This is a genomic window from Rufibacter roseus, from assembly GCF_001647285.1.
GTDB lineage: Bacteria > Bacteroidota > Bacteroidia > Cytophagales > Hymenobacteraceae > Nibribacter > Nibribacter roseus.
On the sequence record NZ_LRML01000006.1, the window covers coordinates 283,482 to 309,277 of the forward strand.

Annotated in this window: 24 protein-coding genes and 2 tRNA genes; 3 read left to right on the plus strand and 23 right to left on the minus strand. The window is 50.9% G+C overall.

What is annotated here, in order from left to right:
• A complete protein-coding gene (locus A8O23_RS11275) occupies positions 1–846 on the minus strand; it encodes an MBL fold metallo-hydrolase (protein WP_066621078.1) in 846 nt (281 codons plus the stop codon).
• A 49-nt stretch (positions 847–895) separates the two neighbouring features.
• Positions 896–1,843: an acetyl-CoA carboxylase carboxyltransferase subunit alpha gene (locus A8O23_RS11280; protein WP_066621081.1), complete on the minus strand. Its 948-nt coding sequence runs from the start codon at positions 1,841–1,843 to the stop codon at positions 896–898.
• Between the two features lie 235 nt (positions 1,844–2,078).
• Between A8O23_RS11280 and A8O23_RS11285 the strand changes: the two genes are divergently transcribed.
• A tRNA-Asp gene (locus A8O23_RS11285) sits at positions 2,079–2,152 on the plus strand.
• 199 nt (positions 2,153–2,351) lie between these two features.
• Positions 2,352–2,425, plus strand: a tRNA-Asp gene (locus tag A8O23_RS11290).
• Positions 2,426–2,621: 196 nt separating this feature from the next.
• On the opposite strand, the gene A8O23_RS11295 is transcribed toward A8O23_RS11290, so the two are convergent.
• The 10 genes from A8O23_RS11295 to A8O23_RS11340 all read right to left on the minus strand — a co-directional run bounded on the left by A8O23_RS11295 (position 2,622) and on the right by A8O23_RS11340 (position 14,543).
• The gene (locus tag A8O23_RS11295) at positions 2,622–5,624 is read right to left on the minus strand and encodes a phage tail protein (RefSeq protein ID WP_066621084.1); all 3,003 of its coding nucleotides are present in this window, start codon (positions 5,622–5,624) and stop codon (positions 2,622–2,624) included.
• Positions 5,625–5,626: 2 nt separating this feature from the next.
• Positions 5,627–6,058 carry a hypothetical protein gene (locus tag A8O23_RS11300; RefSeq protein ID WP_153042166.1) on the minus strand — a complete coding sequence of 144 codons (432 nt, stop codon included), beginning with the start codon at positions 6,056–6,058 and terminating at the stop codon, positions 5,627–5,629.
• Between the two features lie 5 nt (positions 6,059–6,063).
• A complete protein-coding gene (locus A8O23_RS11305) occupies positions 6,064–7,530 on the minus strand; it encodes a hypothetical protein (RefSeq protein WP_066621095.1) in 1,467 nt (488 codons plus the stop codon).
• On the minus strand, positions 7,527–9,602 hold the full coding sequence (locus tag A8O23_RS11310; RefSeq protein ID WP_082883010.1) for a SprB repeat-containing protein: 2,076 nt from the start codon (positions 9,600–9,602) through the stop codon (positions 7,527–7,529). The genes A8O23_RS11305 and A8O23_RS11310 overlap by 4 nt, the downstream gene beginning before the upstream one ends.
• Complete coding sequence (locus tag A8O23_RS11315; protein ID WP_066621097.1) at positions 9,595–10,128, minus strand: hypothetical protein; 534 nt, start codon at positions 10,126–10,128, stop codon at positions 9,595–9,597. Before A8O23_RS11315 ends, A8O23_RS11310 begins: the two co-directional genes overlap by 8 nt.
• Entirely contained in the window at positions 10,118–10,951 is an 834-nt protein-coding gene (locus A8O23_RS11320; RefSeq protein WP_066621098.1) for a hypothetical protein, read from the minus strand. Before A8O23_RS11320 ends, A8O23_RS11315 begins: the two co-directional genes overlap by 11 nt.
• Positions 10,952–11,066: 115 nt before the next feature.
• Entirely contained in the window at positions 11,067–12,302 is a 1,236-nt protein-coding gene (locus A8O23_RS11325) for a T9SS type A sorting domain-containing protein (RefSeq protein WP_066621102.1), read from the minus strand.
• Positions 12,303–12,733: 431 nt separating this feature from the next.
• Positions 12,734–13,009, minus strand: coding sequence for a hypothetical protein (locus A8O23_RS11330; protein WP_066621104.1), 276 nt, complete (start codon positions 13,007–13,009; stop codon positions 12,734–12,736).
• A gap of 284 nt (positions 13,010–13,293) precedes the next feature.
• A complete protein-coding gene (locus A8O23_RS11335) occupies positions 13,294–13,929 on the minus strand; it encodes a hypothetical protein (RefSeq protein ID WP_066621107.1) in 636 nt (211 codons plus the stop codon).
• Between the two features lie 77 nt (positions 13,930–14,006).
• Complete coding sequence (locus A8O23_RS11340) at positions 14,007–14,543, minus strand: CHAP domain-containing protein (RefSeq protein ID WP_082883012.1); 537 nt, start codon at positions 14,541–14,543, stop codon at positions 14,007–14,009.
• A gap of 196 nt (positions 14,544–14,739) precedes the next feature.
• Here A8O23_RS11340 and A8O23_RS11345 point away from each other — a divergent pair, with 196 nt between their 5' ends.
• A complete protein-coding gene (locus A8O23_RS11345; RefSeq protein ID WP_066621110.1) occupies positions 14,740–15,042 on the plus strand; it encodes a hypothetical protein in 303 nt (100 codons plus the stop codon).
• 57 nt (positions 15,043–15,099) lie between these two features.
• Here the strand turns inward: A8O23_RS11345 and A8O23_RS11350 are convergent, their stop codons facing one another.
• The 11 genes from A8O23_RS11350 to A8O23_RS11400 form a co-directional block, all read right to left on the minus strand.
• Entirely contained in the window at positions 15,100–16,086 is a 987-nt protein-coding gene (locus A8O23_RS11350; RefSeq protein ID WP_066621114.1) for a DUF6712 family protein, read from the minus strand.
• Between the two features lie 9 nt (positions 16,087–16,095).
• Entirely contained in the window at positions 16,096–17,451 is a 1,356-nt protein-coding gene (locus A8O23_RS11355) for a hypothetical protein (protein ID WP_066621116.1), read from the minus strand.
• Positions 17,451–17,795 carry a hypothetical protein gene (locus A8O23_RS11360; RefSeq protein ID WP_066621118.1) on the minus strand — a complete coding sequence of 115 codons (345 nt, stop codon included), beginning with the start codon at positions 17,793–17,795 and terminating at the stop codon, positions 17,451–17,453. The genes A8O23_RS11355 and A8O23_RS11360 overlap by 1 nt, the downstream gene beginning before the upstream one ends.
• Before the next feature lie 361 nt (positions 17,796–18,156).
• On the minus strand, positions 18,157–19,833 hold the full coding sequence (locus tag A8O23_RS11365; RefSeq protein WP_066621120.1) for a hypothetical protein: 1,677 nt from the start codon (positions 19,831–19,833) through the stop codon (positions 18,157–18,159).
• Positions 19,826–20,467, minus strand: coding sequence for a hypothetical protein (locus A8O23_RS21585; protein ID WP_066621127.1), 642 nt, complete (start codon positions 20,465–20,467; stop codon positions 19,826–19,828). Before A8O23_RS21585 ends, A8O23_RS11365 begins: the two co-directional genes overlap by 8 nt.
• A complete protein-coding gene (locus A8O23_RS11375; protein ID WP_066621132.1) occupies positions 20,412–21,683 on the minus strand; it encodes a DNA modification methylase in 1,272 nt (423 codons plus the stop codon). Before A8O23_RS11375 ends, A8O23_RS21585 begins: the two co-directional genes overlap by 56 nt.
• Positions 21,676–22,275, minus strand: a complete 600-nt coding sequence (locus tag A8O23_RS11380) for a hypothetical protein (RefSeq protein ID WP_066621133.1) — start codon at positions 22,273–22,275, stop codon at positions 21,676–21,678. The genes A8O23_RS11375 and A8O23_RS11380 overlap by 8 nt, the downstream gene beginning before the upstream one ends.
• A 153-nt stretch (positions 22,276–22,428) precedes the next feature.
• Positions 22,429–23,019, minus strand: coding sequence for a hypothetical protein (locus A8O23_RS11385; RefSeq protein WP_066621135.1), 591 nt, complete (start codon positions 23,017–23,019; stop codon positions 22,429–22,431).
• Between the two features lie 19 nt (positions 23,020–23,038).
• A complete protein-coding gene (locus tag A8O23_RS11390) occupies positions 23,039–23,371 on the minus strand; it encodes a hypothetical protein (RefSeq protein WP_066621141.1) in 333 nt (110 codons plus the stop codon).
• 49 nt (positions 23,372–23,420) lie between these two features.
• Positions 23,421–24,371, minus strand: a complete 951-nt coding sequence (locus tag A8O23_RS11395; RefSeq protein WP_066621144.1) for a hypothetical protein — start codon at positions 24,369–24,371, stop codon at positions 23,421–23,423.
• Positions 24,372–24,436: 65 nt separating this feature from the next.
• Positions 24,437–25,777, minus strand: a complete 1,341-nt coding sequence (locus A8O23_RS11400) for a S49 family peptidase (protein WP_066621146.1) — start codon at positions 25,775–25,777, stop codon at positions 24,437–24,439.
• Positions 25,778–25,796: the final 19 nt, after the last annotated feature.

Here is a 25,796-nt window from a genome sequence, read left to right on the forward strand (position 1 = left end):
TTACAGCTCTGAAAAAGGGAAAATCTGGTCTACCCTCACCCCTTTTTCTGTATGCTTAACGGTACAGCATTCATTAGTAGCGTCGTGCTCAAAGAAAAGGACCCACTGCTCATCGGCTGCTTTGTTAAGAAAAGCTTCTTTCTCTTTTAAAGTCAATAGTGGACGGGTGTCGTAGCCCATGACATAAGGCAGAGGCAAATGTCCTACTGAAGGTAGCAGATCCGCCATGTAGCAAAGGGTGTGACCTTTATACTTCAGCTGCGGGATCATCATTTTATCAGTATGTCCATCTACATAGGTCACACCAAAGCCAGGTAAAAATTCCTGTTGACCTATTTCAAGAAAATGCAACTGCCCACTTTCCTGCATAGGCAAAATATTCTCTTTGATAAAACTGGCTTTTTCACGAGGGTTAGGCTCCGTGGCCCATTGCCAATGGTCAGAATTGCTCCAGTACTTGGCATTTGGGAAAACCGTTTCCAGTTTCCCTTCCTTGCCATATTTGACTGCCCCCCCACAGTGGTCAAAATGCAGATGGGTCAAGAAGACATCTGTGATATCTGAAAAACCGAAGCCAGCCGCCTTCAATGATTTCTCTAAGGAATCATCTCCGTGCAGGTAATAGTGGCTAAAAAATTTTGCGTCTTGCTTGTCCCCTATACCTGTGTCAATTAGCACCAGCCTTTCTTCTGTTTGCACCAATAAACAGCGCATAGACCAGGTGCACAAATTATTTTCATCAGCGGGATTGGTACGTTGCCAGATAGATTTAGGCACCACGCCAAACATGGCACCTCCGTCTAGCTTGAAATTACCAGTAGATATGGGGTATAAAGTAAACGACATAGCCTCTCCGTTTTAAGCGTATTTTCCAAAAAAGAGAGCAAAAACGGAATTACTCCGTCACTACTCCCATTTGCCCGAACTTCTCAATTCGGTTCATAATACGTTCCTCAGACGGAATGGCCGAAAGTTCTTCCAAAGTTGTAAGAATTTTTTTCTTCAGTGTGTTAACCATTTTAGTAGGATTGACGTGAGCACCACCTAGAGGCTCTTTAATAATGCCATCTACTAATTTATTGCCCAACATGTCTTTGGCAGTAAGTTTCAATGCCTCAGCCGCTTGTTCTTTGAAATTCCAGCTTCGCCATAATATAGAAGAACAAGACTCAGGTGAGATTACTGAATACCAAGTGTTCTCCAACATGTACACCCGGTCGCCAATACCAATTCCTAATGCTCCACCTGAGGCCCCCTCACCTATAATTATACAGATTACCGGCACCTTCAGCATGAACATCTCTTTCAGGTTGCGGGCAATGGCCTCTCCCTGCCCTCTTTCCTCAGCCTCTAGACCAGGAAATGCTCCAGGAGTATCAATGAAAGTAACAATGGGCTTGTTAAACTTTTCGGCTAGCTTCATAAGGCGGAGCGCTTTGCGGTACCCTTCCGGGTTTGCCATACCAAAATTACGGTACTGGCGCTCTTTGGTATTTCTTCCCTTCTGCTGGCCAATGAACATAACCGTATGTCCTTCAATTTCACCAAAACCGCCCACCATGGCTTTGTCATCGCGTACGTTACGGTCGCCATGCAATTCTATGAAGGTAGGTGAAAGAACCTTTATATAGTCTAAGGTATAAGGCCGCTCTACGTGCCTCGACAATTGCACCCTTTGCCAGCGGGTAAGGTTTGAATAGGTTTCTTTTTTCAGTGCTTTTATTTTCTCCTCCAGTGCAGAAACCGCCTCGCTCACGTCTACCTGGCTTTCGGAGGCCAGCTTTTTCATTTCTGCTAATTTCCCTTCAAGAGAAGCAATAGGATGTTCAAAATCTAACAGCATAGTTATACGCCCTTTTGTATTGCTAAAGTGTGGCTACAAAGGTAAACGAATCTTAGTAAGTTTAGTAGCGTAGCTTTAAGCCATTTTAATCAAATTTTTTCCATTTGATAATGAGACTCTTATTTGAATAGAGAGCATTTTTTGGGGCTTCTTTGCTTAAACATGTTGTACGGTAAGATTTCGCCCCCCATATTTGCATCATCAAAACGGAGGCAGCTGGCCTCCAGAAGATGTTGGTCCGGTAGTTCAGTTGGTTAGAATGCCGCCCTGTCACGGCGGAGGTCGCGGGTTCGAGTCCCGTCCGGACCGCTAAAAGCCCCTTCAGAAATGGAGGGGCTTTTTTGTTTTACAGCTCCTGTCAAGGTTTACCTCTCTCTATAAATTTACTACCCTTACTAATTTAGGCTTAAATTATTTTGCTGAATTTTTGAACTGCTATTGCATGATAAAATTTAATGCTACATATTTGCACCATCAAAACGGAGGCAGCTGGTCTCCAGAAGATGTTGGTCCGGTAGTTCAGTTGGTTAGAATGCCGCCCTGTCACGGCGGAGGTCGCGGGTTCGAGTCCCGTCCGGACCGCAATTATCAAAAAAAAAGCCCCTTTACACGCTGTAAAGGGGCTTTTTTTTTCTGGGGGGCAAAATCGGGGGCAGTCGCTAGACTCAAAGTGCTGGAAAGCACCTCAAGTGCCCAAGTTTATTGATGCTGTTTTAAAGAAAATACCCACCAAATTGTCAAGAAATAACAGCTGGGGGGCAGTTTTCTGCCCCCCATATTAAGCCCCTGACATCTCCACCAACTCATTCCGCACCTGGATCTGATCATAGGTGTCAGAAACGTTATTGTGCACCTGCAGTTTGTGTGGCCAAGCCGTAACCTCCGTCTTCATGTCCCGGAACTCAAACAAAAGCTGCGCCATAAAAGCCTTCATTTCCTCGTCCTGAACCTGCAGGGTGGTTGGTGCAGGCATCTGTGACGTTGCCCCCCCTTCAGCAAAGGCTGTGGCACCTTTCACACGTTCAGACTCCAGCCAGGAAACGGTGTTGGCATATTTTGGGGAGTTGATCATCCAGTTAGGTATAACAAGCTCCGCTCCTCTCTCCCCGATCAGCCCGAGGCGGGCATCGTTTACAAACCCTCCGTCAGCAAAAGTACCTATGCTACCGCCGGAATATCCGGAGGCCATTTCCCACATACCGCCTCTTTCCACCATTTTTATAAGTGCCCTTGATCCTCCTCTCGGCCCGGTGGCACCCCCTCCATAAAACTGCTGTGCCTGGATGTTTGAAACAGCACTCTTTGCCCTTGCAAACGCAGCAGCAGTTTGGATAGCAGCTAAAGCGTTACCTGCGCCTGGTATGATCGCGTTGATGGGATTGGAGTTAGCGTTCTTCCAGATACCGGCTATCTCCTCAGTCAGGTCAACCATTACCTTCGCACCTGAGAAGGCCTTGATTAAAGAGGCATTCTTTTTCCTGGCAGCCTCATCCGCCCCGAAGAACTGGATTGTTGCATCTAGAAGGCTGCTGTAATAGCCCATCTCCTTTTGGATCATCTCTGCCTTGAACTCAGAAGTACGCTTGGCGTTGGCAATCTTCGTGTCAGCGATCTCCTTGTCTGTTTTAAGGATCTCGTTTTTAAGCTTTATCGCTGCCAACGCCTCACCCTGGCCAGCAACTTCCATGTCGGCAAGCTTTGCCTGTGCAGTAGCCCTTTTTAATTCCAGCATGGCCAGATCACGAGCCTGCTCCGCCTCCAATGCACGGAGAGTCTGGTCATCAAGCCGAGCCTGGTCATTCAAAAACGTGTTCTCAGCTTGGGCAGCCTTCAGCTCCTCATCAGCATCATGCTTAGCCAGCTTCTCTTCCAGTTTTTTTGCGGCTTCTTCCTCCAGGCGTTTTTTCTCATCCTCCTGTGCCTTTTCCTCGGCCGCTTTCAGCTCTTCATCTTTCAGGCGCTGCTGTTCAGCCAAGTTGTCCAGGAGAGCCTGTTTTTCTGATTCGGTGGCGGCAAGGTTAGCCACCACTTCATTTTTACGCTTATCAAGCTCCTCTTTCTCCAGCTGGTGCTGCAGACGAAGTTTAGCCAAGACTTTATCAATGCCATCCTGCATGATCTCCACCTTCAGTTTGGCAAGCTCAATTTCAGCTTTCTCGGAGGCTTTGTGAAACTCCTCCCGAGCCCTTTCTTCTTCCTTCTGGGCTTTTTCCCTTGCCTTTTTAGCTTCCTTATCTGCTTTCTCTCTGGTTTTTTTCTGGGCAGCGGTTTCAGCGTTTGCACTAGCCTCCCCAGTTGCGGCGGCGGCGGCAACAGTTGCCTCGGCCTGTTCCTTGTCTTTTTTGTTATTCAATACAATACGCTTATCCTTACTGTTTTGGTAACCATCAGCAAAGGCAAAACCGGCCCGGATACCAGAGCCGCCGATATCATCCACCACTCCTTTGAATGCTTTTGATAGACCAGATTTAATTTTGGCGGGATCCAAAGTAAAAATACCGACCAGTAGGTCACCCACCCCACCCAGTATATTCACTGCAGCGTTTTTTATAGAAGTGAACGAGGAAACTACCGCTGCGCTCAAGCCACCGACAACTCCCCTTACCATTTCACTTCTATTGTAAAGCGTGACAAAACCCTCAATTAACCCTTTAACAATAAAAACCGTGGTTTTGATCGGTGTTAAAAGCACCTGAAAAGCCACCTTCAATCCGTAGATGACATTCTCGGCCATACTTGTCTCTGAGGTAAAGAGGCCTAAGGAATCAATTACATCTGCCACAATGCTGTAAATATCAGAGACCCCATTCCACAGTTCCTTAAATACATTTATCAGCGGGTCTGACTTTTCCACCAACTCACTGAAGAAGTTACCCATCTTGTTCAGTCCTTTGGATATAAAACCTCCTACTATTTCCTGAAGATCACCAACCGTGTTCATGAAGGCAGTCCAGCCACCGGTACCGGCTTTGCGAGCAGCCTCAGCAGATCCCCCGAACTCCTTGTTCAATTCAGCTAAAATGAGTTTTTGGGCACTGGCTTTGTTTCCCATCTCCTGCATTGTCTTGATAGTGGCTTTTTGCTCCTCGGTAAAGCTCACCCCCACCTTACTAAGCGCAGAAATACCTTTTATAGGATCGTTTAGGGCTTTCCCGACTTGTATAGTGGCACCTTTTAGATCCGCTGGCCCATCACCAGCCATTTTCTGAGCCATATCTTGAATGGCCGGCATGGCATCCTCGAAAACGCCTTTCTTGATATCAGTAAAAGTGAGTAAGAGAGCCTGAGCCTGAATTGTGGCCTCATCTCCAAATAGCGTCTTGCCCTGAAGCTGACTTGCCATGTCCTGCAGTTCCTTTGAGGTGAACCCGGCTGAGTTGCCGGTACTTTTCAAAGTTGCCTCCAGCTGAGCAACTGCCTGGGCCTGGGTGTTGAATTTCTCAGTGCTGTCTTTCAGGAAACCGGAAACGGAAGACCATATTCCTTGCACGGCTCCCAAAAGACCTCCGCCAAGGAAATTGCCTAAGGTGCTGGCCATGGCTTGCTTCAGAAAACCCTGCGCCTGCGACACCCCATGTATTTCGGCACGCGCTTCCGCAGCACGTCTCTTCATCTCCTGAAAGTCCTTAATCAAGGCGGCGCGCCTTGGATCATTGGTAGCCATTTTCTGTATCTGGCTGTTTAAAACATTCTGCGCTGATGTCATCTCCTTTAGCGAAGAATTGAATTTCTGGCCGTTGGCGATAATCTCTATCTCCCTGGTTGTTCTGTCTTGGGCCATCGTTAGATATTAATTACAAGTTGTTTCTGAATACTGCCGGCGATTTGCTCTGATCCCTGTAGGGAAGCCTGCTCGGCAAGCAGGTAACTGAGTTTGTTCACCTGTGCACCGATGGAGTCACGGCCCTTGCTGTACCACCGCTTAGGCCGGCGGCTGTTTCCACGGGTTTTACCGATTATCCTGCGGCTTGTGGCGTTGTCTTTCTGATCACCGAGTTTGGAGCCGCGCCCCACTCCTATGTCAACCATCTGCCCGTACCAGACATACAGAAGCTTTATCTTCTGCACGTCGCCATTGGCGGCTGCCAGCACATCGCCGGCGAAACTCTCCATCAGCTCCTGGGTATTGCCGATATTAAGTTTGGAGAGCTGCTTCTTCCAGCCTTGGAGGACAAAGCCCATCCACTCCTCCGCTATCTCACGCTGAGTTTTCACCTCCATCAGTAGATCCTCCTTATTGGCACCTTGGCGGACTGCAGGCCCTTTTGCTTAGAAACCGAAATGCTTACTTTCTCCCAAAGTCCTGTGAACACGCCTGATTCGTGCCGGATAAAAGCTCTTTTTTTAAGGTCTAGGCCAAGGATATCCGCTACTTTGAAAGTCTGCTCCGTCTCAATCCGGTCACCATCTGACAAAAAGGTAAGCCAAGGCTTGTGTCTCCTTTCATACAGGCCTGCAGCACCCTGCCACTCAATTGAGTCAGTCCCAATTTGGGAGCCACGAACGTCAACCACCCCACTGGTACCCATGGGGTATAGGTCATCTCCCACCTCCAGCGGCTGAAGGCCACGGTATGTCAGCAGGCGAAGGGAGAATTTACCCTCCTCGCCTGAGCCACCGATGTTGCCTCCTTTCTGGAAAGCGGTTGGCAGTAACCTTCCGTAGGCTACCTCCATCGGTAAAGTTGACACTGGCGCTGTAATCGGTTCCTGCCCGGCACCCACTAAAAAGGTTAAGCCGGTGGCGGTTTTCTGAAGCTCGTCATTCCCGTCAGGGCTCATCTCCAGCTTGAACCCCCTTTCCGGGCTAGGTTCCCAGTCATAGAGCCTGTTGGTGTTATGGGTCCATTCAACGTATGACCTGTCTGCCACCACATCGCTGAGGCGGACAATCTCCAGCTCCCGCCGCAATGGGTTGAAGACCATTCCTAAACAGAACATTGTTCTTATGGCTTTAAGGAACTCATTCACCTTCATGTCAGGCACATGGTTAGAGAAGGTGATAAGAGACCCGTTGACAGCAGGATGTAAGGCATAGGTATTGTACACCACCAGACGCTTTACCTCCTCCTCCTCCAGCCAGCTTCCCTTTACCGTGTAGCCAAAAGCAGCCATTGTCCTGTGCAGCACGTGCAACAGAAAAGGAAACGGTGTGATCGGGTTGTCCGCTCCCGCCAAAAAGGAGTCTGTGTAATTGTTCACCAGGCCATTGAATGCAACATTCTGGCCGTTGAAGAAATTTTGGTTGAAAACAGTGAACAGCGCGTACTTAGAGTCCGGAAAAACACCTGATACCTGAAGCTGCAGCGCATCCGTTCCAAGGTCTATCTCACGGAGCGACGTCTCCTTCATCTGAACTGAGATATCCCCCACATCAGTCTGGAAATTCACTTCATACCCACGGGGGGTTCGCTTAATAAGGTTCAGTTTTCCGACACGCCAAAGCTGTCCCATCAAAAAAACATAGCAAGGCTCCTGCGGCTGTTTGTACCTAGCCACGGAGAGATGCCCCGGAAACCCCAGCTTTTTGCTGTTGGTTGCGCTGTGCGGAAGCATTATCGGCAAAATCAGGGTTCCAGGAATGCGGTCTGTCTCAAAAAGAGCGTTCCACATCTCAATCTGAATCACCAGGTCTGGGGGCAGATCCAACCATTCCTCCCCTAACTTTATACCTATGAAGTCTCTCATGGCTCCATTGGATTAAGCTCCAGGGGAAGTTCAGGCGGCAGGTACCCACTCAACTTCAACTGTGGCGTGTAGCGTTGCCGGCGAGGCAGCTGAACCTCAAAGTCCAGTGACCCGATCTCCTCCTCCTCATCAAGCACCACTTGGTTTTTATCAGGCACATGAACAGGGGTGTACCGGTCATTCTCGACCAGCCATACTTTCTCAGCGAGCAAAAAATCCTGAAGCGTCTGGATCTCCCTCATCGGCCGGTATCCGGTAGTCAGCTCAAGGGAAACTTTCCCCAACTTTGAACGGACCTCCAGCTCGTGCTGGGTGGAAGGGGTGCCAGGCAGAATACTTCTCTCCAGGGTGAGGCTGTCCGGATCAAATTTCTGTTTTGCCTTTCCATGGGCCACAAGTGTGTTCAGGCCACCCATGCTGTTGGCATAGATCAGGTAGCGCCTCTTTTCACCGTAATCCGGCAGTAGGTTGAATCTCCTTACCTCACTGATCACGGTGCCTTCCGGATCAACCACATAGACATCGTAATTAGAAACTCCCACTCCTATCTTCAGCTCCCCCAGACCCAGCTGGTCATGGCCCACAGGTACGCAGAACAATTCAAACCTCTTGACACCGCCCTGGGTGAAGGCTTCATGAGTGGCACTGGTCCCGTCAGAGAACGATACTTTCACTTGCACTGAAAATCCCTCTAAAGTGAAGGAGTTTGGCATGAAGAAAAGAAACTCAGGCTGGTCAGTATAGACGTCCTTCTCAGGTAGATCCCAGGTGAAGAATGGCTTCCGATTCTGCAGATAGCTGGTAAAAAATGTATTGGCTTGGGATTCAGGAGTATCTAGGCCTCCCAGTAGCACATATTCAGAATCAATTTGGCTATACGGCGCCAACACCGCTGGGGAGCCGTACTTTTGGGTGTGTTTTATATAAAAGCGCCTAAAAACAGAATCTGCCCTGGCAATTGCCTTTGTTCCGAACTCTGGAAGGTATGGAGATAGGTAACAATCCAGAAACTCCCGGAAATCAAAGCTTGTGGCCCCGGAAGAGTCTGCCGGGTGCTCCAGGGGCTCAGGCACCACTTTCTCAAAGTCACATGATAAATACTCGCGTTCCACCCAAAGCTCCACCAGAAAGGAAAGGTTGGGCTTCAGCTCCGGATCTTCCGCCTGCAGCTCCAAAGGCACCGGGTTTCTGGAGAAATAAAAACGAAAATCCCTTATGACAACAGAAACAGTACTACTGCAGCCATTTGCGTCAGTTACCGTCAGCTGGTATGAGCCGGGAGCCAGTCCTTCCCTGTTTTGGGTGGCTACGCCGTCGCTCCATGCATAAGTGTAGCCAGGTGTGCCGCCACTCACAGTAACGGTTATGTTTTGCCCCTGCACCTCTGATTGGATGTTTACCTGAGATGGCTGCCCAATGCTGAACTCCAGCTCAATCTTAGAGACATGGTTTCCGGAAACACTAAGGTCTGTGCTGTCTGTGATAGTGACTTTATAGTCCCCTGCGGCAAGCAACGGACGGTTCTGGGTAGTTTCGCCATCACTCCAGGCAAAGTTGTAGGGAGGGTACCCACCGGTGACCGTCACGTTCGCCGAACCTGTGGTGCCTCCGAAGCAGACAACTGACTGTGTCTCCACGGAAGCCGTGGCAGGGTTGTCATTCGTTGTGGTGGTCACAATCATGCCCGCCATATTGGGCACGTTGTAAACAGAGTAGTTGAAATTCAGGCTGTCGGAATATTCATCCGCCGCAATACCCACTATACCGCCGTTGGGGAAGTTTAGATTGCTGTAGGTAAGCGAACCGTCAACCAAGTACCTTGTCTCCCCGATCTCCTGCAGGTAATTCCTGATCACGTTGACCAATGCTTTGATGTTGGCAACCATGTCCGGAGACTCTCCTTCAACTATGGTAGGATTCTGGTTCTGAATGAAAATACGGTTCACACCGGAGCCAAAGGTTCCTTCATTGGCTATAAACCTAACCTGTGTACCGTTTATGGTAAGCTCCAGGTAACAGCCAGTGGCAATGGCCGGCCCCATTGTAATCGTAAGACTTGCTTTTCTAGCCATTGAATTTCTCTGCGTTTGGTCTCAGAACTTTGTTAGCGCCCAGGGTGAAGGAGAAATCAAATCTGGTGCCGTAGTATTGGGTGGCGATCTTGGCCACCTGGTCATTGGTGATATCGTTGGCGCTCATGCGTTTCAATGGCCTGCCGCCAGCATTGTTGATCCGGTGCATGGCCATGGCCATGATCTCCTCCCCTATGCGCTCAGACTCCTCATAGGCATCCTCCTGGTCTTCAAAGTCGTTGGTGTCGGCGTTTCGCAGGATCAGGAAAGCTCCGTAAAGGCGCTTGCCGGTGTTGTCACCACCGTTGTCTGTATAGCCGGCCTCGTAGTTCTGCAGCACCATGAAATATCCCTTCTTGACCTTATGCTTAATGCTGGCGTTGAACTCGCCTAAATCCAGCACGCGCTGCACCGGGTCACTGCTCAGGACCATGCGCACAAACCGCAGGTTGGTGGCAGAGTGCGCAAGGTCCACGTGCTCTGTGGCCAGCTGGCGGAAGAGCGCGTTGTATTCCTTAGTTCTCATTTCTGTTTGATTTTGATTTCCCTATCTCCTCGAACCGCTGCTGCATCATGCCCAGAATGTTGCGTATGTTGGCGCGGCCGGTCGCCTCTATGTTTATCACATGGCCGCTCATGCCCAGCAACACTCCGTCCCAGCCACTCCGCGAAGCTTTTCTCTGCTTTTCCTGAGTGAAGACAAGAGGGAATTCTTTCTCAAGCTCCTCTCTGCAGCCGCGGTACCAGCAGAGGATGGCCAGTTTCTGCTCCAGGCTGAGTTTCGCAATTTTTTCAGCCCTTCTGTCCAGGAAGTGCTGGTTAAAGGGTTGGCGGCAATCACCGTCGTAGTTTGGCAGGCGTCTGTGCAGGAAGTGAAACCACTTTTTGGGGCGGTACATGCTGGCGATCAGCTTGTCCAGCATGTTTGGGCTCTGCTTTTTGGTATAGGCGACAAAGAAGGTGTCCACGTAGATGAACTCTAGAAAGGTCATATTCCGGATCCGCTCCCTTGGGCCGTAAAGATTTGTGCCAATAAACTGGCTTGGTAATCTCAGTTTTGGGAAGAGCTGGGCGGTCAGGCCGGTGTAGCCTTTCTGGAAAAAGGGCATGAGCCAGAAGAACTGCATGATCTGCACCGGTGTGATGGAAAGAAGCAGTACTTCAGGAACGCTGAGAAGAATCCTGAGGCGCTCGATCCGGAAGAGGTTTAGCTTCTGCTTTGCCGGAAGCTTTGGCACCGACATGATCCGGAGCTCCGCGGCAATGATGCGTACCAGCTGCTCACCGGTCACCTCGTTCCATTTGCTTGGCAACTGCCGATCGTAACCTGCTATTTTGATGTCGTGCATAAGGAAAGGTTTTGCACGAATTTCAGCAGCCGGGCACCTGCCGGAAAGGACACGAAAAAGCCCCAGCAAACTGCTGGGGCTTCTAAACTCTTAGCTAATCATTTATACAAAGACTTTACCTTACGATCACCCTTCGGGTATAGGTTTTGCCTTTTGTAGAAACCAAAACACTGTAAACCCCAGGTGCCAATCCCTCTAAACTGACATGTAATTCTTTTTGCCCCCCTTTACGAGAAAGTACGGTTACCCCCAAACTATTGACCAGGGAAGCCGACTCTATGCTTTCAGTGGCTTGGATCCGCAAATTATGGGTGGCGGGGTTGGGGGATAAAATAATATTATTGGCTGCATCCTCCTCTCTAAGGCTAGTGACCGTGGAAGGTAGACCATAGCGCATCACAGTAATCCTACCCACTTCGGATTCGTCTCTAAAAGCAATATAAGGTTCCCCTGTTAAAGGATTAAGCGCTAAATAGGTAAAAATAGCCTCACCCGTTGAGAAAGCTGGAGTCCCTACAGTTTCCCAGCGGGTGCCGTTAAACCGCATAACAGAGGTTTTGCTTTGTAAGCTCTTATCGACGAAGCCTATCACTAGTTTGCCGGTAAAATCTAGGGCTAAAGAAAGGTATTGGGCCGCGCCTGCTGTGAATGCCCTTGGTCCAACGTACTCCCAACCTGTTCCATTAAATTTCATTACCGTCGCCCTTCCATCTCTATCACCATCCGAGAAAGCAACATAGGGTACACCAGCATTCGTAATTACTAACTGCGGGTTATAGGTAAATGCACCAAAAGAACCCGGCCCCACGTTTACCCATTCAGTGCCATTGAATCTCATTACCGCCGTCCAGTTGTCAACGGAAGTCCTGCCATCCCTGAAAGCAATATATGGCGTATTTTGCGGTCCTATAACTATGTTAGGTTCAAATGCCTGCCCTGGTGAGAAAGCTTCCTTCCCCACCACTTCCCAAGACGTGCCGTTGAACTTCATGACCGAGGCTCTATATCCCAAAGTATTGTCTTGAAAGGCTATATAGGGAACTTCGTTTGAATCAAAGGCCAAGGATATATGATTAATGGCACCGGCCGAAATTCTTTCCCCCCCTACACTAACCCAATTGGACCCATCAAACTTCATGACGGCAGCGCCGAAACGACCTCTAAAACTTACATATGGAGTGCCTGCGGGACTTAGCACTATTTTTAAGCCTAATGCCGGTCCATTCATAAACCCTCTTGTACCCACCAAGACCCAGGTACTACCGTTGAATTTCATTACCGTCGCATCGTTCGAAAGGTTAAAGTTGTCTATGAAAGCCACATAAGGCGTACCGTCCCGCCCTATAGCCATGGAAACATCTTCTCCTATCGTACGATTCGAAAAACCCGGCTGTCCTACCACCCGCCAAGCATTGGTGGTTTGGCAAGTAGCCACATTGGGCAAGAATCCAAATTGAATTATTAAAATAAATAACAGAATTAAATTATTTGTAGATTTCCTCATTGAACTTATTTATTACTGACTGCTGAAATATTTGATATTTATACTTAATACTGAAAAAGCAAATTGCTCTCCCTGAACAAAACCCTTTCATGAAAGATGCGATTTTTATTCATAACAACTTCAAAATTAGGGAATTTCCTTTAAACAAAAACACACACCTGGTGATTCTGTTAACTATTAAACCTTGCTGAGCTTTATTTTCCTATTAAAGATTATATGGTTGGAATGGCCTAAATTGGTTAAGCAATAGGATTTTTACTGTTTATCTTTTTTACCTATTAAATAACCTTAGAATTCCCACCCTGACCTTGGTGCTGGGAAAGACTTGTGAGAAACAACTGCAGGGCGTTCATTGCCTCATAATCAGCCATCCAATCACCAACGTGCTCCGGATCCCTTTTTACTGCATTGAAAATTAAATTGTTCACCAGCTGGTGGAGGCTGGCCATGTCCGGAACCAAGTCCAGCAGCTGGATCAGTGCGCCCATGGTGAGATCATTCAGCTGGGGCTGGTCACGTATAATGTACGTGTTACCTTCTTTGGAGATGGCCATGGTTGTTTCGGCTTTGGCACCCGTGTGCCCGTGAGAAGGAGCTGCGAAACAACATTACCTGCCATTTTGGGGGCCTTACGGTTTAAACCCCTCACTCCTCCCCACGGGCACACGGCTATATAGAAAACTATAAGAAGCCAAACCCATGGGTGCCCCACGCCCATGACTGGAGGAATGGGGCATCCAAGGACAGGTAATAAATGTTTCGCGATGTAAAGGTGGGGGATTGTAAGCAGAAAACAAAAAAAACAGAAGGCCCTCAAATTATAGAGGGCCTTCTGTTTTTAGTTAAGGAGATAAGCCGCGGTAGTTGCCCCGGCAGCAAAGCCGAGGCCGAGCCAAAGCCCGGTGCGTTTTCGCGGCACTTCCACGGCAAAACTCTGGACATCCAGAACTGTGGAGTTGGGATTTAGATTCTTGATCTTGACCTCCAGCCGGTCAGGCGTGAAAAAGCCCGTACGGGTATTGACCTGAAAAATCTCCAGCTCGTTCCGGACTCGGTAATCCAATGTGGGTGTGTTGCCTGCGAGGTTCAGCTGCGCCTGGATCCATTCATCATTGAAGGCGTAAGAAGTCACCGGCGTGGAGTCTCCCGGTTCCAGATCAGGCGGTGTGGGCTTCACTGTGCCGGCAGTCTCCATGGCCAGATACGTGGCTGACCGGGTTCGCTTGCCTTCCCGCTTAACGGCTTCACCAAGTTTACTGTCCTGCTTGGCCACCACCTTTACGGTGGTTTCCTGGGCAGCCCTGGTTGCAGTCTCCTGCCCTTGGGCATTCGCATCCCATTTAATGGGCCCGTACTGCGCCACAATATTGGTCTCCGCCTGGCTGGAGCTTCTCGGGGAATGCACCAAGCCTCCCAGAACGAAGGCAAAGGTGAACAACAGCACCCCTGCCGCAATCAAAAAGTAGTTTTTCATAAAATGGTTTTAAGGGTTTAGAATTTACAAAGGCCAAAGGTTCTTACCGAGTACCTTTCCGGAAAGGACAATAAAAATCAATCTTTAATCCAGCTGGCCACACGGTTGATGGTCCGCCTCGGCCGGCGCTTCCGGTACACGCCGTCACCCTCCCTGGAACCCGCCTCATTGGTGTTTCCCTCCACGGTGATCACGCTGGAGCCTGACCACTTCTCCACAAATCCGACGTGGCCAATGCGCTTCAGGTTGGAGAACCAGATGCCGAAGACGTCTCCTGCCCGTGGCCCAGCCCGAGATTCTTTTCCGGAGCTGTACACAAGCCTTGAGGCCGGAAACCATGAAGGAGCCCATGCCGCCCCTTTTGGGGTTGTGTACCCGCACTCTTTCAGTACCCAGTTCACAAAGGCACCGCACCAGGCATGGCCTTTCCCGAGACCGGTGGACCGGAGGTACATTTCAACGGCGGCACCGTCATTTTTACCGGTCGCCTCCCTTACGCCCAGCTGGCTCCGGAAGACGGCGGCTACGCCATCCCGGCTACGGCCATGAACGTCAGCACCACTGAAATTAAGTAGAGTGCAAAGACTGAGAAGCAGAAAAATACTTTTGCGCATGGGGTCATTCGGTTAAAGTTTCTCACAAACTGCCGCTGGAAAAAATACCAGACGGCATGGAAATTCAGTTTAATCCCAACCCAGACAAACAGGTGCAGCGCACCGAAAGCCAAGGTTGTGATGTAGATCGGGTGAAGCACCCCCGCGTCAAACGGTGCGGCTGTAGGGTCTAAAATTCTGAGCACAATGGGCACAAATGGCCACAGAACCATGGATAAAAGAACAAGGCTTACCTCATTCCAGCGTCTTAGAAAAGAGAAAATTGGGTTTAGCATATAAAGGGAAAATTGGTTTACGAAGTGGGTGGTTTGTACTTCAGCTTCCTCTCCAGCCAATTGAAGCCGAGTTTGAGAAGGTAGGTGATAATGAAGCCGGCACCGGCACCGATGGCACCGCAGACGGCAGTCTGGATAAGGGTCTCCGTCTTCAGGAAACCGAAAAGCATCGCGCACATAGGGCTGAGCACGCTGCCCAGGACCCCACCGTTCATGGGGTTTAAATCAAAATGGAAATTCGCCATGGTACCAGGCTTAAAGGGTTTAGTATAGATTGGGTTTTAAAATGCTCTGAAGGTGCGAGCTCCGGACTGGTTGCGCACGTGGCGGTCAGCTGGAGGCGGGGTGTACTGGCTGCTGTTGAAGTAAGCCGCGTATTTCGTCTCTGAGGCCTCGCGGTCAAGGTACTTGCGCATTTCCTCCAGGTAGAACTTGCCTTCGCGTTTGGCCTTAGCGCTCCGGCTGAGCAAATTCTGATCATCAGTCTCTGCAGGTTTTCTCTTCCGGCATATTTTCAAACCCTCGGCAGTGAGATTGAAATCCAGACTGACCATGGCCATGGCGGCGGCAAGGTTTGCCTGAGCGGGCCGGAGGTAGAGCTGCACGAGTTTCCCGTTCTCCAGGGACAGTTCACCTGACTTAATCTGGGTGTGCAGTTCCTCTGCCAGATCATGGCCCAGCTGACGGTCTATCACCATGCGCTGCGCGTTCCGCATGTATGGCAGTAAATGGTAAAGAGTCAGCCAACTCTCCTCAATAGGGAATTCCTGAGAGAATTCTGAAGCAGAAAGAATGTAAAGGTCCTTGAAAGCATCCAGGAACTTTGACTCTGACCATTTAGCCAGCAGCTGATCACCTGAATGTTTCACCAGGTACTTCAGCACTTTCTCCAGTGCGGCAAAACCCTTGGCAGTAAAGCTTTCTTTGAGCTGCTCTATTTGCCACGGGAAAGCAGTCTTTGTAGTGGAGTCGCTGTTGATCAGCACGCCGGCATCCGAAATGGAAACTTGGTTGACCGCCAGATAACTCTCCATGGCTAGGTTGGCAACTGCCAGCTGCAGGTGCCCAACCAACCCGGAAACAACTTGTTCCAATGTGCCGGCTTCGTATTTCTCAAGCAGCTCGGAATGGAAAGGCTCCCCCAGAAATTTCCTGATCTCTGAATCCTCCACCAGCAGGACATCACCCATCAGTGGTTCCAGGGAGAAGCCGGTGGCCACAGGCACGCAAGCCTCAAATTCCTCTATAGTTTTAAATAAGGCTTTCATATTAGATTTTTAGGCGGTTTCCTGTTGCACGCTTTTCCCTTTGTCAAGCGTCATGATGAGCGGGTTAAGGATCCGGAACTCAATGTTCGGGTCCCAGCCATTGTAGTCACGCACGGTATAGAGCGGCTCCAGTACAAGGTCCTGCTGGAATTTGGAGCTGGAGATAAAGTTGTTGAAATGCACGCGGGCATCGGATCCGGAGCCGGCTCCCATGCTCTTGCCCGGGGTTATGCCCATGAGCACCGGTGCCAGGCCAATGGCCGTCAAGATGTGGCTCGAAGCCTCCTGGGAATCTTCCACGTAGATTCCTGATTGCAACTTGTCATCCACGGCCTCCACTTTGTAGGCAGAAATGGTCTCACCTGAGTCAAGGGTAATGGTAGTGGCCAAAATTGACTTGCCAGCCCCCTCGTTTCCGGACATGATTTCATCAAACTCATCCAGCTCGGCAGTAATGATCTGCGTGCGCTGCGCGTCTGACTTCTCCTCCCAGTCTTTGTATTTCCAGGACCAGTAGGCTGAGTGCACCGACACGATGTATTTAATCGTCAGCTGGTTTTTGAACAGCGCCTTCTTAAACTCAGGAATAGCCTGGGCCACCTCCAGCCAACCTGAGCGGCGCACACTGTTCCAGGAGGCGAGCTGGTAGGCGCACTTGTCCGGAGACGGGATGCTGATTGGGTAGATGAATTTGTTGTCAGTGGTATTCTCCCGCATCTGCTCCACCGGGTCATCGTATGGATCCAGGACCGGGACTTTAGGCACATTGTCAACCGACTCCCCCTGGTCCCAGTTGGCGTTGATGTACACGTGGCTGAAAACACCGGTTTTAGGATCAGCCTTTGAGTAGCGGCAAAAAGTGGCCTCCTGTGAGGTGAGCCTGGCAATCTGACTGCGGTCATTGGAGAGCACAAACTCAGGAAAGGTGTTCACAAACCAGGAAAGGTCCAGAAAAGACTCAAAGCCGTAGCGCGGGATGTTGCTCTTCCGGAAAAACTCCTCAATCTCCGGGTCCTTTTTGCGTTTGAATATTCCGTTACCCTGGTCATCATACTCAGTCACCTTGCCGTACACGATGCCTCCGCCGTACCAGAGCTCCGCACGGCGCTGCAGAGCGGTGGGAATAATGGTGTTCTTTTCAGCCTCCTCCCGCACTTTCTGCGGAAACAGGTTATCCTCCCCCCACTTTTCCACCATTCCGCTGCCGTCGGCTTTCTTCACCGGAATTGTAGGCACGCCCTCCGGACCGGAGCTTTTTCCCTTGGTACCGGAGCCGGCAAGCGACAAAGCACCCGGCGTCCTGAAGGCGTGGGAAGACCGGGAAGCGAAAAACATGGTACCAGTACTGTTGGCTACAACCGTCATTAGATTATTACTTTAAGGCCGTTGAACTCGGTGATCAGGAAGAGGTGCACGGTGCGGGTCTGTCCGTTCTGTTTGATGATGTTGCGCGTGGCGTTGGCGAAGTGGTTGGGGTTCTTCTTCAACTTGCCTGTCTCGGCGGGCGCAGCGGGAATATTTTCCACCTTTTCTGCGGAATATTTTTTTCCTTTTCTGCCGACGCTGGTCATCGTGACACTGGTGCGGACTTTCCGGATACCACCGGTCTGTTTTTTGTCGTCAGCCGTGAAATGCACCAGGTCAAAAGGCTCCCCTCCCTCCATAATTTCCAGCGCGTCGGCCAGCCGTATGATTCCCTTTCCTGTCATAGTGGCCCAAAGTTGGGGCCTTACGGTACCGCCGGAAAGGACACAAAAAACGCCGGCAACTTTTGAAGAGCGCCGGCGGCGTGTTTTGCAGCAACTTTTCGTAAAAACAGGCCGAAAACCCGCAAAACCCCAGTCTCAAAAATTCTCCGGCAAAACCGCCTGTTTTTTCAGCACGCCCAATTTTTCGGCCCCGGTCTTATTTACAAAATCTCAAATATGGATTCGCCCCCCGGCCTTGCTCTAAGGGGTATTGGCAATTGCCGGTACCCATTTTCCCGATATATGAATGGCCACCCCCAAAAAGCAGAGAGCCGCGGCCTCTCGGTCGCGGCTCTCGCCTCACTCAAATGTTGCCGGCAATCTAACGGGACACGATCACCAGGTCAGAGAAGTTACCACCCCTTCTGATCACGTGCTTGTCTATGCTCACCAGGTGCAGATCAACTGTATCCGTATAGTGGGTAGCTTCCTGGGCAGGAGTACTAGCCCTGCCCTCACTGCTCTTGTCTTTGGCGATCTGCCCGTCGCGCCCTTCCTTCACCGGTGCCATGGTAAGCGCGGTTAGCACATCCTTGCAGTGTACCTTATTGAATCTAACCTTAGGCAGGCGCGGGTTCTTCTCTGAGAACATCTCATGTGCCAGATGATAGCGTGCCTGGTGCCTAGGCATACGGCCCAGCTCCACCTTCACCACGGTCCAGCCACGCTTCTTCAGACACTCCATAAACTGCTGATTATAGCTGAGCTTGGAGTCCGCTCGCCTGTGGTCACCATGTTCTTTGTCCGGAAGGAAGAAGACTTTCTTGTTAAGGTGATAGGCGTAGTAGTCACAGAACAGATCAGCTAAATCACTGATCAGCTTAGGGTGCTTCACATAGAAGCCCTTCAGGAAGCGGTACTCAGGGTCCAAATGCTGGGCCACGGTGAGGGAAGATATCTTGGCTCCCCAGTCAACACCCAACCTAAGGGGCTGGGTGCTTACACAGTCACCGTCCATGCGGCTATCCTGTGAGGAGATCTTTTCAAAATTGTAATTAAGCCCCTCCAGATAAGCGTCATTCTCATACTGGTTATAGGCATGGCGCTTCAGGTCCAGCGTCGGATAGAAACCTGCCTCCACTTTACCTGGGCGCTGGTTCAGTACCTCAGTAAGGAAGACGTATTCAGTAAGCGACTCCCGCTGCTGTTCAAGATACCCTATTCCAAGGTTCTTCAGGTTCTCAAAGGCATTGGCCTCTGAATAAAACAGCCCCGGTTTCGGCTTGCCGGTTTTTTCATCGGTTTTCCTTTCCGCGTAAAAAGTAAGTTCCTTACTGATGCGGTTGATGTCAATCCACAGCTTACTCCGGAACTCATGGTCCTTGTTATCAATGAACTTCAGCTGCAGCTCAATCAGCTCGTTCTGCAGGGAGACAAAATCATAGTTGTCCTTCAGGTAATATGCCCCACCCTTCAGTAGCCAATGGCTGGCGTCGTACGGCATGGAGCTGAAGTGGAACTCGCCGTGGTGAAGCGGTATTTTACGGAAATAGCGTCTATTGCCGCGTTTGGTAGGGAAAACCTCCCTATCATACTGGTCTTTGTTGATCAGAAGCGACTCATCTGCGATAATGCCGTCAAAGTTACCACCTCGGGCACTCGTTGCCCCTCCGTCCTGGCTCACCAGCTGGAAAACGACTCCCTCTTTCCAGAAATAGATACAGTGGTCGTATTTCAGAGGCGGCTCATAGGGCTCGATGCCTTTCCATGTCTTGGGGGGTCTGCGGCCGACAAAATAGTGCACGTCCTTATAAAGACCGAGCCTGGCCAATGCGCCAATGGTACTGGGCAGGGTAACGGTAAGCAACTGCTGGAAAGTGGATCCTAAAATGATCCATTTGCTCCTGGGCATGAGTTTGATGATCATCAGAATCAGCCATGAGATAATAGAGGACTTGCCGGTCGCACGTCCCCAGAGGGAAATGGCGGCGGCAAACCTGGTCACCACAAAACGGAGCTGCGCCCTGTTGAAATCCAGCTTTTTAGGCTTCTCATTCATCGGAATCACCCTCCTCAGGCTCCTCAAACTCCCAGCTGTCACCGTAGCCGAGCTGCTGCACGGAATTCACGACTTCCTCGTACTCGGCATCCTGGATGTTGTCCAGATTAACAGTTTTGGCAACCCCGGAAGAAGTCATCAGCTGCATCACGTACGTGTGCGCCTCCATGAGCTCTGCGTCATAGCCATTTACGTCGTTCTGGTCGAGTCCCTTGAGCATTGCCATGTTCTTGATAGCCCTGTTCATCGCAGCCAGGTCAGGCGGTCGCTGGGTGGCGGCCAGCTGGAAAACTTTCATGGAGTACTCGTACAGGATGTGGCGCAGGCCTTGCTTGCTCACCTGAGTCACGTCGCCGAAAAGCTGGGTGCACTGGTTAAGCACCCTGTAGGCCGTGGCACGGCTGAACTTGAACCTAGAGACAAGGAGCGGTACTGCCTGCTCAAAGGAATGGTACTGCACCAAAAGCCCCCATGCGGCCTCCAGCTGATCGCGCAGCTCTTTGTCTTTATCTGACAGTTTCTCCTCGCCATCCTCCTCCAGATAGGAAAAGTAAATACGGTCAATGCGCGTGTCACCCTTAGCTTTCGGGATTAGCGAATCTTCCAAGTTCTTCCAAAGAGAGTTCTTCTCCATTTCTAAAAATTTTAAAGGGTAGGTTGTTTTCCTGCATGTATTTGGCGTAGCGGCGCACATGCACGTCAATGAAGCGCGGATCCAACTCCTGAGCATAGCACTGGCGCTGCAACTGCTCGCAGGAGATGAGTAGAGAACCGGAGCCGCCGAAGCCGTCGAAAACGATGTCGCGGCGCTGGGTGCTCTGCTCGAGGAGGTAGCTGATCAGCTGCACCGGCTTCATGGTCGGGTGCTCATCGTTGCGGGTGGGGCGGTCAAACTCCAGCACGGTGGTCTGCCTGCGGTCAGAATACCATTTGTGAGCTGCGCCCTCTTTCCAGCCGTACAGAACCGGCTCATGCTTCCAGTGGAAGTCCTGCCGGCCCATCACCATGGAGTTCTTCACCCACACGAGGCACTGGCTCAGCTTCAGCCCTGCGTCTTTCAGCGCCTGCCTGAAGTTGGCCCCTTCTGAGTCGGCATGGAACACGTAGATGGGGGCACCAGCTTCCATGATCATGAAGCAATTAGTATAGAAGTCGTAGAGAAACTGGTAGAAGGAGGCATTGTCCATGCTGTCGTTCTCAATTTTGAGCGACTCCTTCGTTTTGCCCTGGTAGTCCACGTTGTAAGGCGGGTCGGTATTCACGCAGGCGGCAAGCTTGCCGTCCATGAGTTTGGCTATGGCGTCGCTGTCAGTGCTGGAGGCACAATGCAACCGGTGCACCAGGCGTTTGCTCGGGCTGTGAAACTCATACAGATCACCAAGAACCGAAATAGGCTCGCGGGGCAGCACCGGCTCGAAATCAGACTCCTGCTCCGGGTTCAGCTCTTTCATGAGCGAGTCCGGCATTTTGAAGTCTTCCACGTTAAGGCCCAAAGAGAGCAGGTCAATGTCGGCAAAGACCTCCTCCAATACATCAGTGGCCCAGTGGCCGATCTGCACGTTGGAGCGCACGTTGTATTCCTTCAGCTCTAGCTCGGTGAGTTTTCGGTTGGGGTAACGCACGTCAATCAGCTCCTGACCACGCTCCAGGTCAAAGAGCACCTTCAGGCGCTGGTGTCCGGCAATCACCACGTTGTCAAAATCAATCACCGGTATTTCCACCAGGTTGAACTTGCCGATGGAATCTGTCAGGATCTTACGCCGCTCCTCAGTCAGAATGCGGGGGTTGTACTCATAGGGGATCAGGTCAGCGACGCGTCGCTGCACCGTGATCCAGTTCAAATCAGTCATTTTGGGTTTGTTGTAAAAGTTGCGAAACAGTGTTTATCTTCTCCTGGAGCGCCGGCAGCTCTGCTTGACGCTTCGGGTTTTTCTTGAGTTTGGCGCGAAGGCAGCGCATGTTGGTCAGCTCCTTGATGAGTTTGGCCTCGGACATGCCAGTGAAATCAGTGGGTGGCTCCACAGGTTTCTCCTGTTTGAAATAAATGGCTGAGATTTGCTTAGTGAGTGCCAAAATGCGGAGGCAGGCGGCCTCACACTCCTTCGGGCCCATACGCTCCAGCTGGGCGTGCAGCATGGTGCGCTCATCCAGGAGCGGCCGGAGCCTGCCGTTCTCCTCGGGGTGAGGCTGCTTCTGGTTTTTTTCTGCTTTTGGGCTGTTTTCAGAAAAAGTGCCTACAACCGGGGCGGGTTTAGCTATAGCTGAATTTTCCTGCAGCAGCTGCTCCAGTGCTTTAAAAAGCCGGTCCCGTGTGAATGCCATCTCCCCTTTCCGGAAAAGGTCCTTCAGGGCCTGATTGGAACCCAAATGCTCATACAGCTGAACACCTTCTTTGTAGGTGCCCTTTTTCTCCAGCCAATTTTTGATGCTCCCGATTTCCATGGGTGCAAAGGTTAGACCGGCAATTGCCACCGGAAAGGACGTAAAAAAGCCCCTGCCATTTGGCGGGGGCTTTAGTAGGGATGGTAAACAAAACGCGTAAAACACTTACACGCCTGGCCCAAGACACGGCAATTACCGGTTAAGGCCAGACTATTATGGGGCTACCGGTTCTTCAGCAGGCGCCTCTACGGCCGGAACGGCTGGAAGTATAGTCTGGTCAAACAACTTCACCTCTCCCTCATAGAAATGCAGGCCGGTGGTGAAATACTCACACTTGAATGTCCAGCCACGGCGTCCGCCTGACTGCTTACCGGATGAATAGCTACCGGTAATTTCAACACCTCTGCCTGGGCCGCCGAGTTGCAGTCTGTTACCTTCAACAGTTTCCACAAGCATGATGCAGGACAGATTTTTAACTCTGCGTGCGAATACAGCGCCTTCTTTCTCCGATCCTGGGTAAAAGAACTCAAGGGTACCTTTCTGTCCACGACCGTCGCGCTCACCCACTGCCTCCAGTTTCAATTCCTCGGAGTCCGGGGTCATGTAGACAGGGTGAAAGCCTTTTGTCGCTTCAAAAGCATGGGCTCCGTCAATGGTCACCTCATCCGTGGCGACCGCTGACCGGCTTTTCGGCCCTTTTAGACCTGCAGGAGCGAAATACGACATTGGGGCCACAAAACCCAGTTGTCTAAGACCGCCGTCGTTGTCTTCGCCGCTAGGCCCGTTTAAATCTAGTAAATCCATTATTCTGGTCTCCTTTCAGTTAAGCGTTTGACTCTTCTTCCGTGGCCTCGATCTTCTGGAGAAGACCTGACTTAATTTTAATCAGATGCTGGATAAGCTCTTTGCTCTCGGCAACCTCGGCAGCGGTGTACACTTTGCCTTTGATATTGGCTTTTGCAGCAAGCAAACGGTACTGCTCATCTTCAAAGCTCACCACAGGCAATGAGCTGCCCTTGGCTGCCTCTGCATTCTTGAGCGCCTGCACGGTTTCATCCAGAATAGCGTCTTTATCCGCCAGCTGTTGTCTAAGCCGTGCTATCTCCTGCTCCGGGGTTAGCTGCTCCTGTTCCGGAGCTTTATTTTCTTTTGACACTGTTATGGTCTCCTTATTTTAGTTTAACAAATTGAAAGGTGGACCTGCCTTACAGCAGATCCACGTCGTTGGTGAAAACGATCTCAGGTACCAGGATACCCACCCCAGACCACCAGTCGGTGAAGAGCTTCACCAGACGGTCAACCGCCTGTATGTTCATGGCCTTCATGTTCTGGGTTTTCTTGCCCAGCTTCAGCACGTTGTTCTTAGGCGTTGCCCAGATCTTATCAGAACCGTCCATGGAAGGAAGGCCGATCACGGTCAGGTTGGCGTATTTCACCTTACCACCAAGCTCTTTGTGGTTGGTGTCTTTGCCATACTTCTCATCACAACCTCTGTAGTAGTTGCGCTCAATGGTCTCATTCACGCACAGCTGCATCGGTATTTTCCAGTAGGCTTTGTTTATCTGGTCAGAGAAGGCCTCTATGTAATCAACCAGAGCCAAAGGATCGGTAGGAACAGCACCCAAAACAATCGGATCAATGCGACCGGCCGTAACCTGGTCGTTGATCGCTTTGCGCAGACCGTTCATGGAAGTACCGGCAGGACCTGCCACACCATTGGTAGGCGCGGCATACACTCCGTGGTACACCTCAAACATTTCGTAATCCTCCTTTGCCTGAGGCAAAAGGTGAATCTCTACAAACCATTTGATGAATGGCCATTCCTCACGCTTGATGCCGTCGCCGGCAAGGAAACCAAGCCAAGTGCCTTCCAGATCATCTGGATATTCCTGGGTGTCGATTTTCATTTTGAACTGCTCAATGGCGATGGCCACGAAAGTCAGATCATTGATCGGGGTCCAAGCTTTCTGGAAAGGCTGGAGCACGCGACCCATCTTGCTTTGGGAGGCGCGGTAAATGGTATCATCCGTGAAGAACGGAGTGAGCACGGTGTCCGTGGTAGACGGACGGTGCAACAGCTGGAGCAACCTTGCGGTGTTCTGGCCTGAATTGAGGTAATAAGCCCCAAACTCGGTGATGATGTCTGCGATATTCATTTTGGCAGCTTTAGGTAGATAAAGGGTTGTGTAGGTAAGTAGCTAGTAAACTGGGCAACCCGCCCTTATTTGTTGAAGAGCGGGTTGTTGGCGATGGCTTTATTGTGCGGCAAATCAGCCATGATCTTGGCGTTCTCATCACCGGCGGCAGGCTCAGGCGTCTCGCCATTAGCCTTGCTAGGGGTAGTGGAGGCTTCTGAAGGCTTCTTCTCCAGCTTCGCGATTTTGTCATTGGCCTGCTCCAGCTGCTGGGTCAGCTTCGCCTCATTTTCAACTGAGGCCTGGAAGGCGTCGTGCTGCTCAACGGTGATCAGGGCAGCGCCCTCGATACCGGCTGCCTCCAGCTCGTCGTTGGCGGCGTCTAACATTTCAGCGGTGAGCTCCTCGCCTTTTTTGCCGGCAAGGGCAGCAACGGAAGCGAAGGCCGTAGCCGCCGCAACTGGTTTTTTTGAGAAAATTCCCATGCTATTATTTGAATTAGGATTGTTTGTGGATTTGGGGTTGCCGGTCTCGGCTCTGGCCAGCTCGGCGGCACGCTGCACGGCGTACTCAAAAGAGCCCAGCTCATCGGCTAGGCCACAGTCAACGATCGTTTGTCCGATATAGACTTTGCCAGTCAGCACGTTCTCTTCCTTCAGGTCCAGTTTTTCGCCTCTGTTGTCTTTAACCGAGGAAGTAAAAGCCGCATTCAGAGGATCCAGTTGCTGCTTTTGCATCAGCTCGTATTTGCCCTGAAGCGCCTGCAGGTAAGGCTCGTTCTTGTCTTTGGAATCGGTGGCACGAATGGTATGGCTCTTGATGCCGATCTTCTCATACCATCCGGAGAAGTCTGTGATGGTGCACATGGTACCTATGCTCCCCACCATGGCCGTCTTTCCGGCCGCAACGATCAGGTTGGCCCCAGATCCGGACCAGTAGCCGGCAGAGCACATCTGCTCAGCGTAAGACACAAGCGGTTTCTTTGTATCGGTGATGATTCCGGAGAAACGCTCGGTTCCTGACACAGTGCCGCCAGGGGTTTTCCAGTGGACCAGGTGCGCCGCAATGTTCTCATGGTCATCGGCCTCCTGTATCAAGACACCTATTGTGGCGGTACCGGGCGCACCGCAGTAGTCCTCGGTCATCATTGGGCCATCCACTGTGTGAATGGCGATAGAGCCGGTCGGGGCCTCATCGTAGCTGGAGAAAGAAGAAGTGAAAACGCGATCAGAGCTGGAGAGTGCGCCTATGACAGCTACCGCCCTTACAAGTGGCTTCTCTTCTTTTTTCTCTGATTCTGAGTCTTCCTTGGCAGTGGTGGAATTCTCCATCATCTGCAGCACTAAAGGCAGATAAGCCTCAGCTGCCAAAGGATCAATTGCCCAAGGCTCGCGGAGTACTGCAGAATAAACGGGGTTCAAGCGCATCTTTAATACCTGTAGTTAG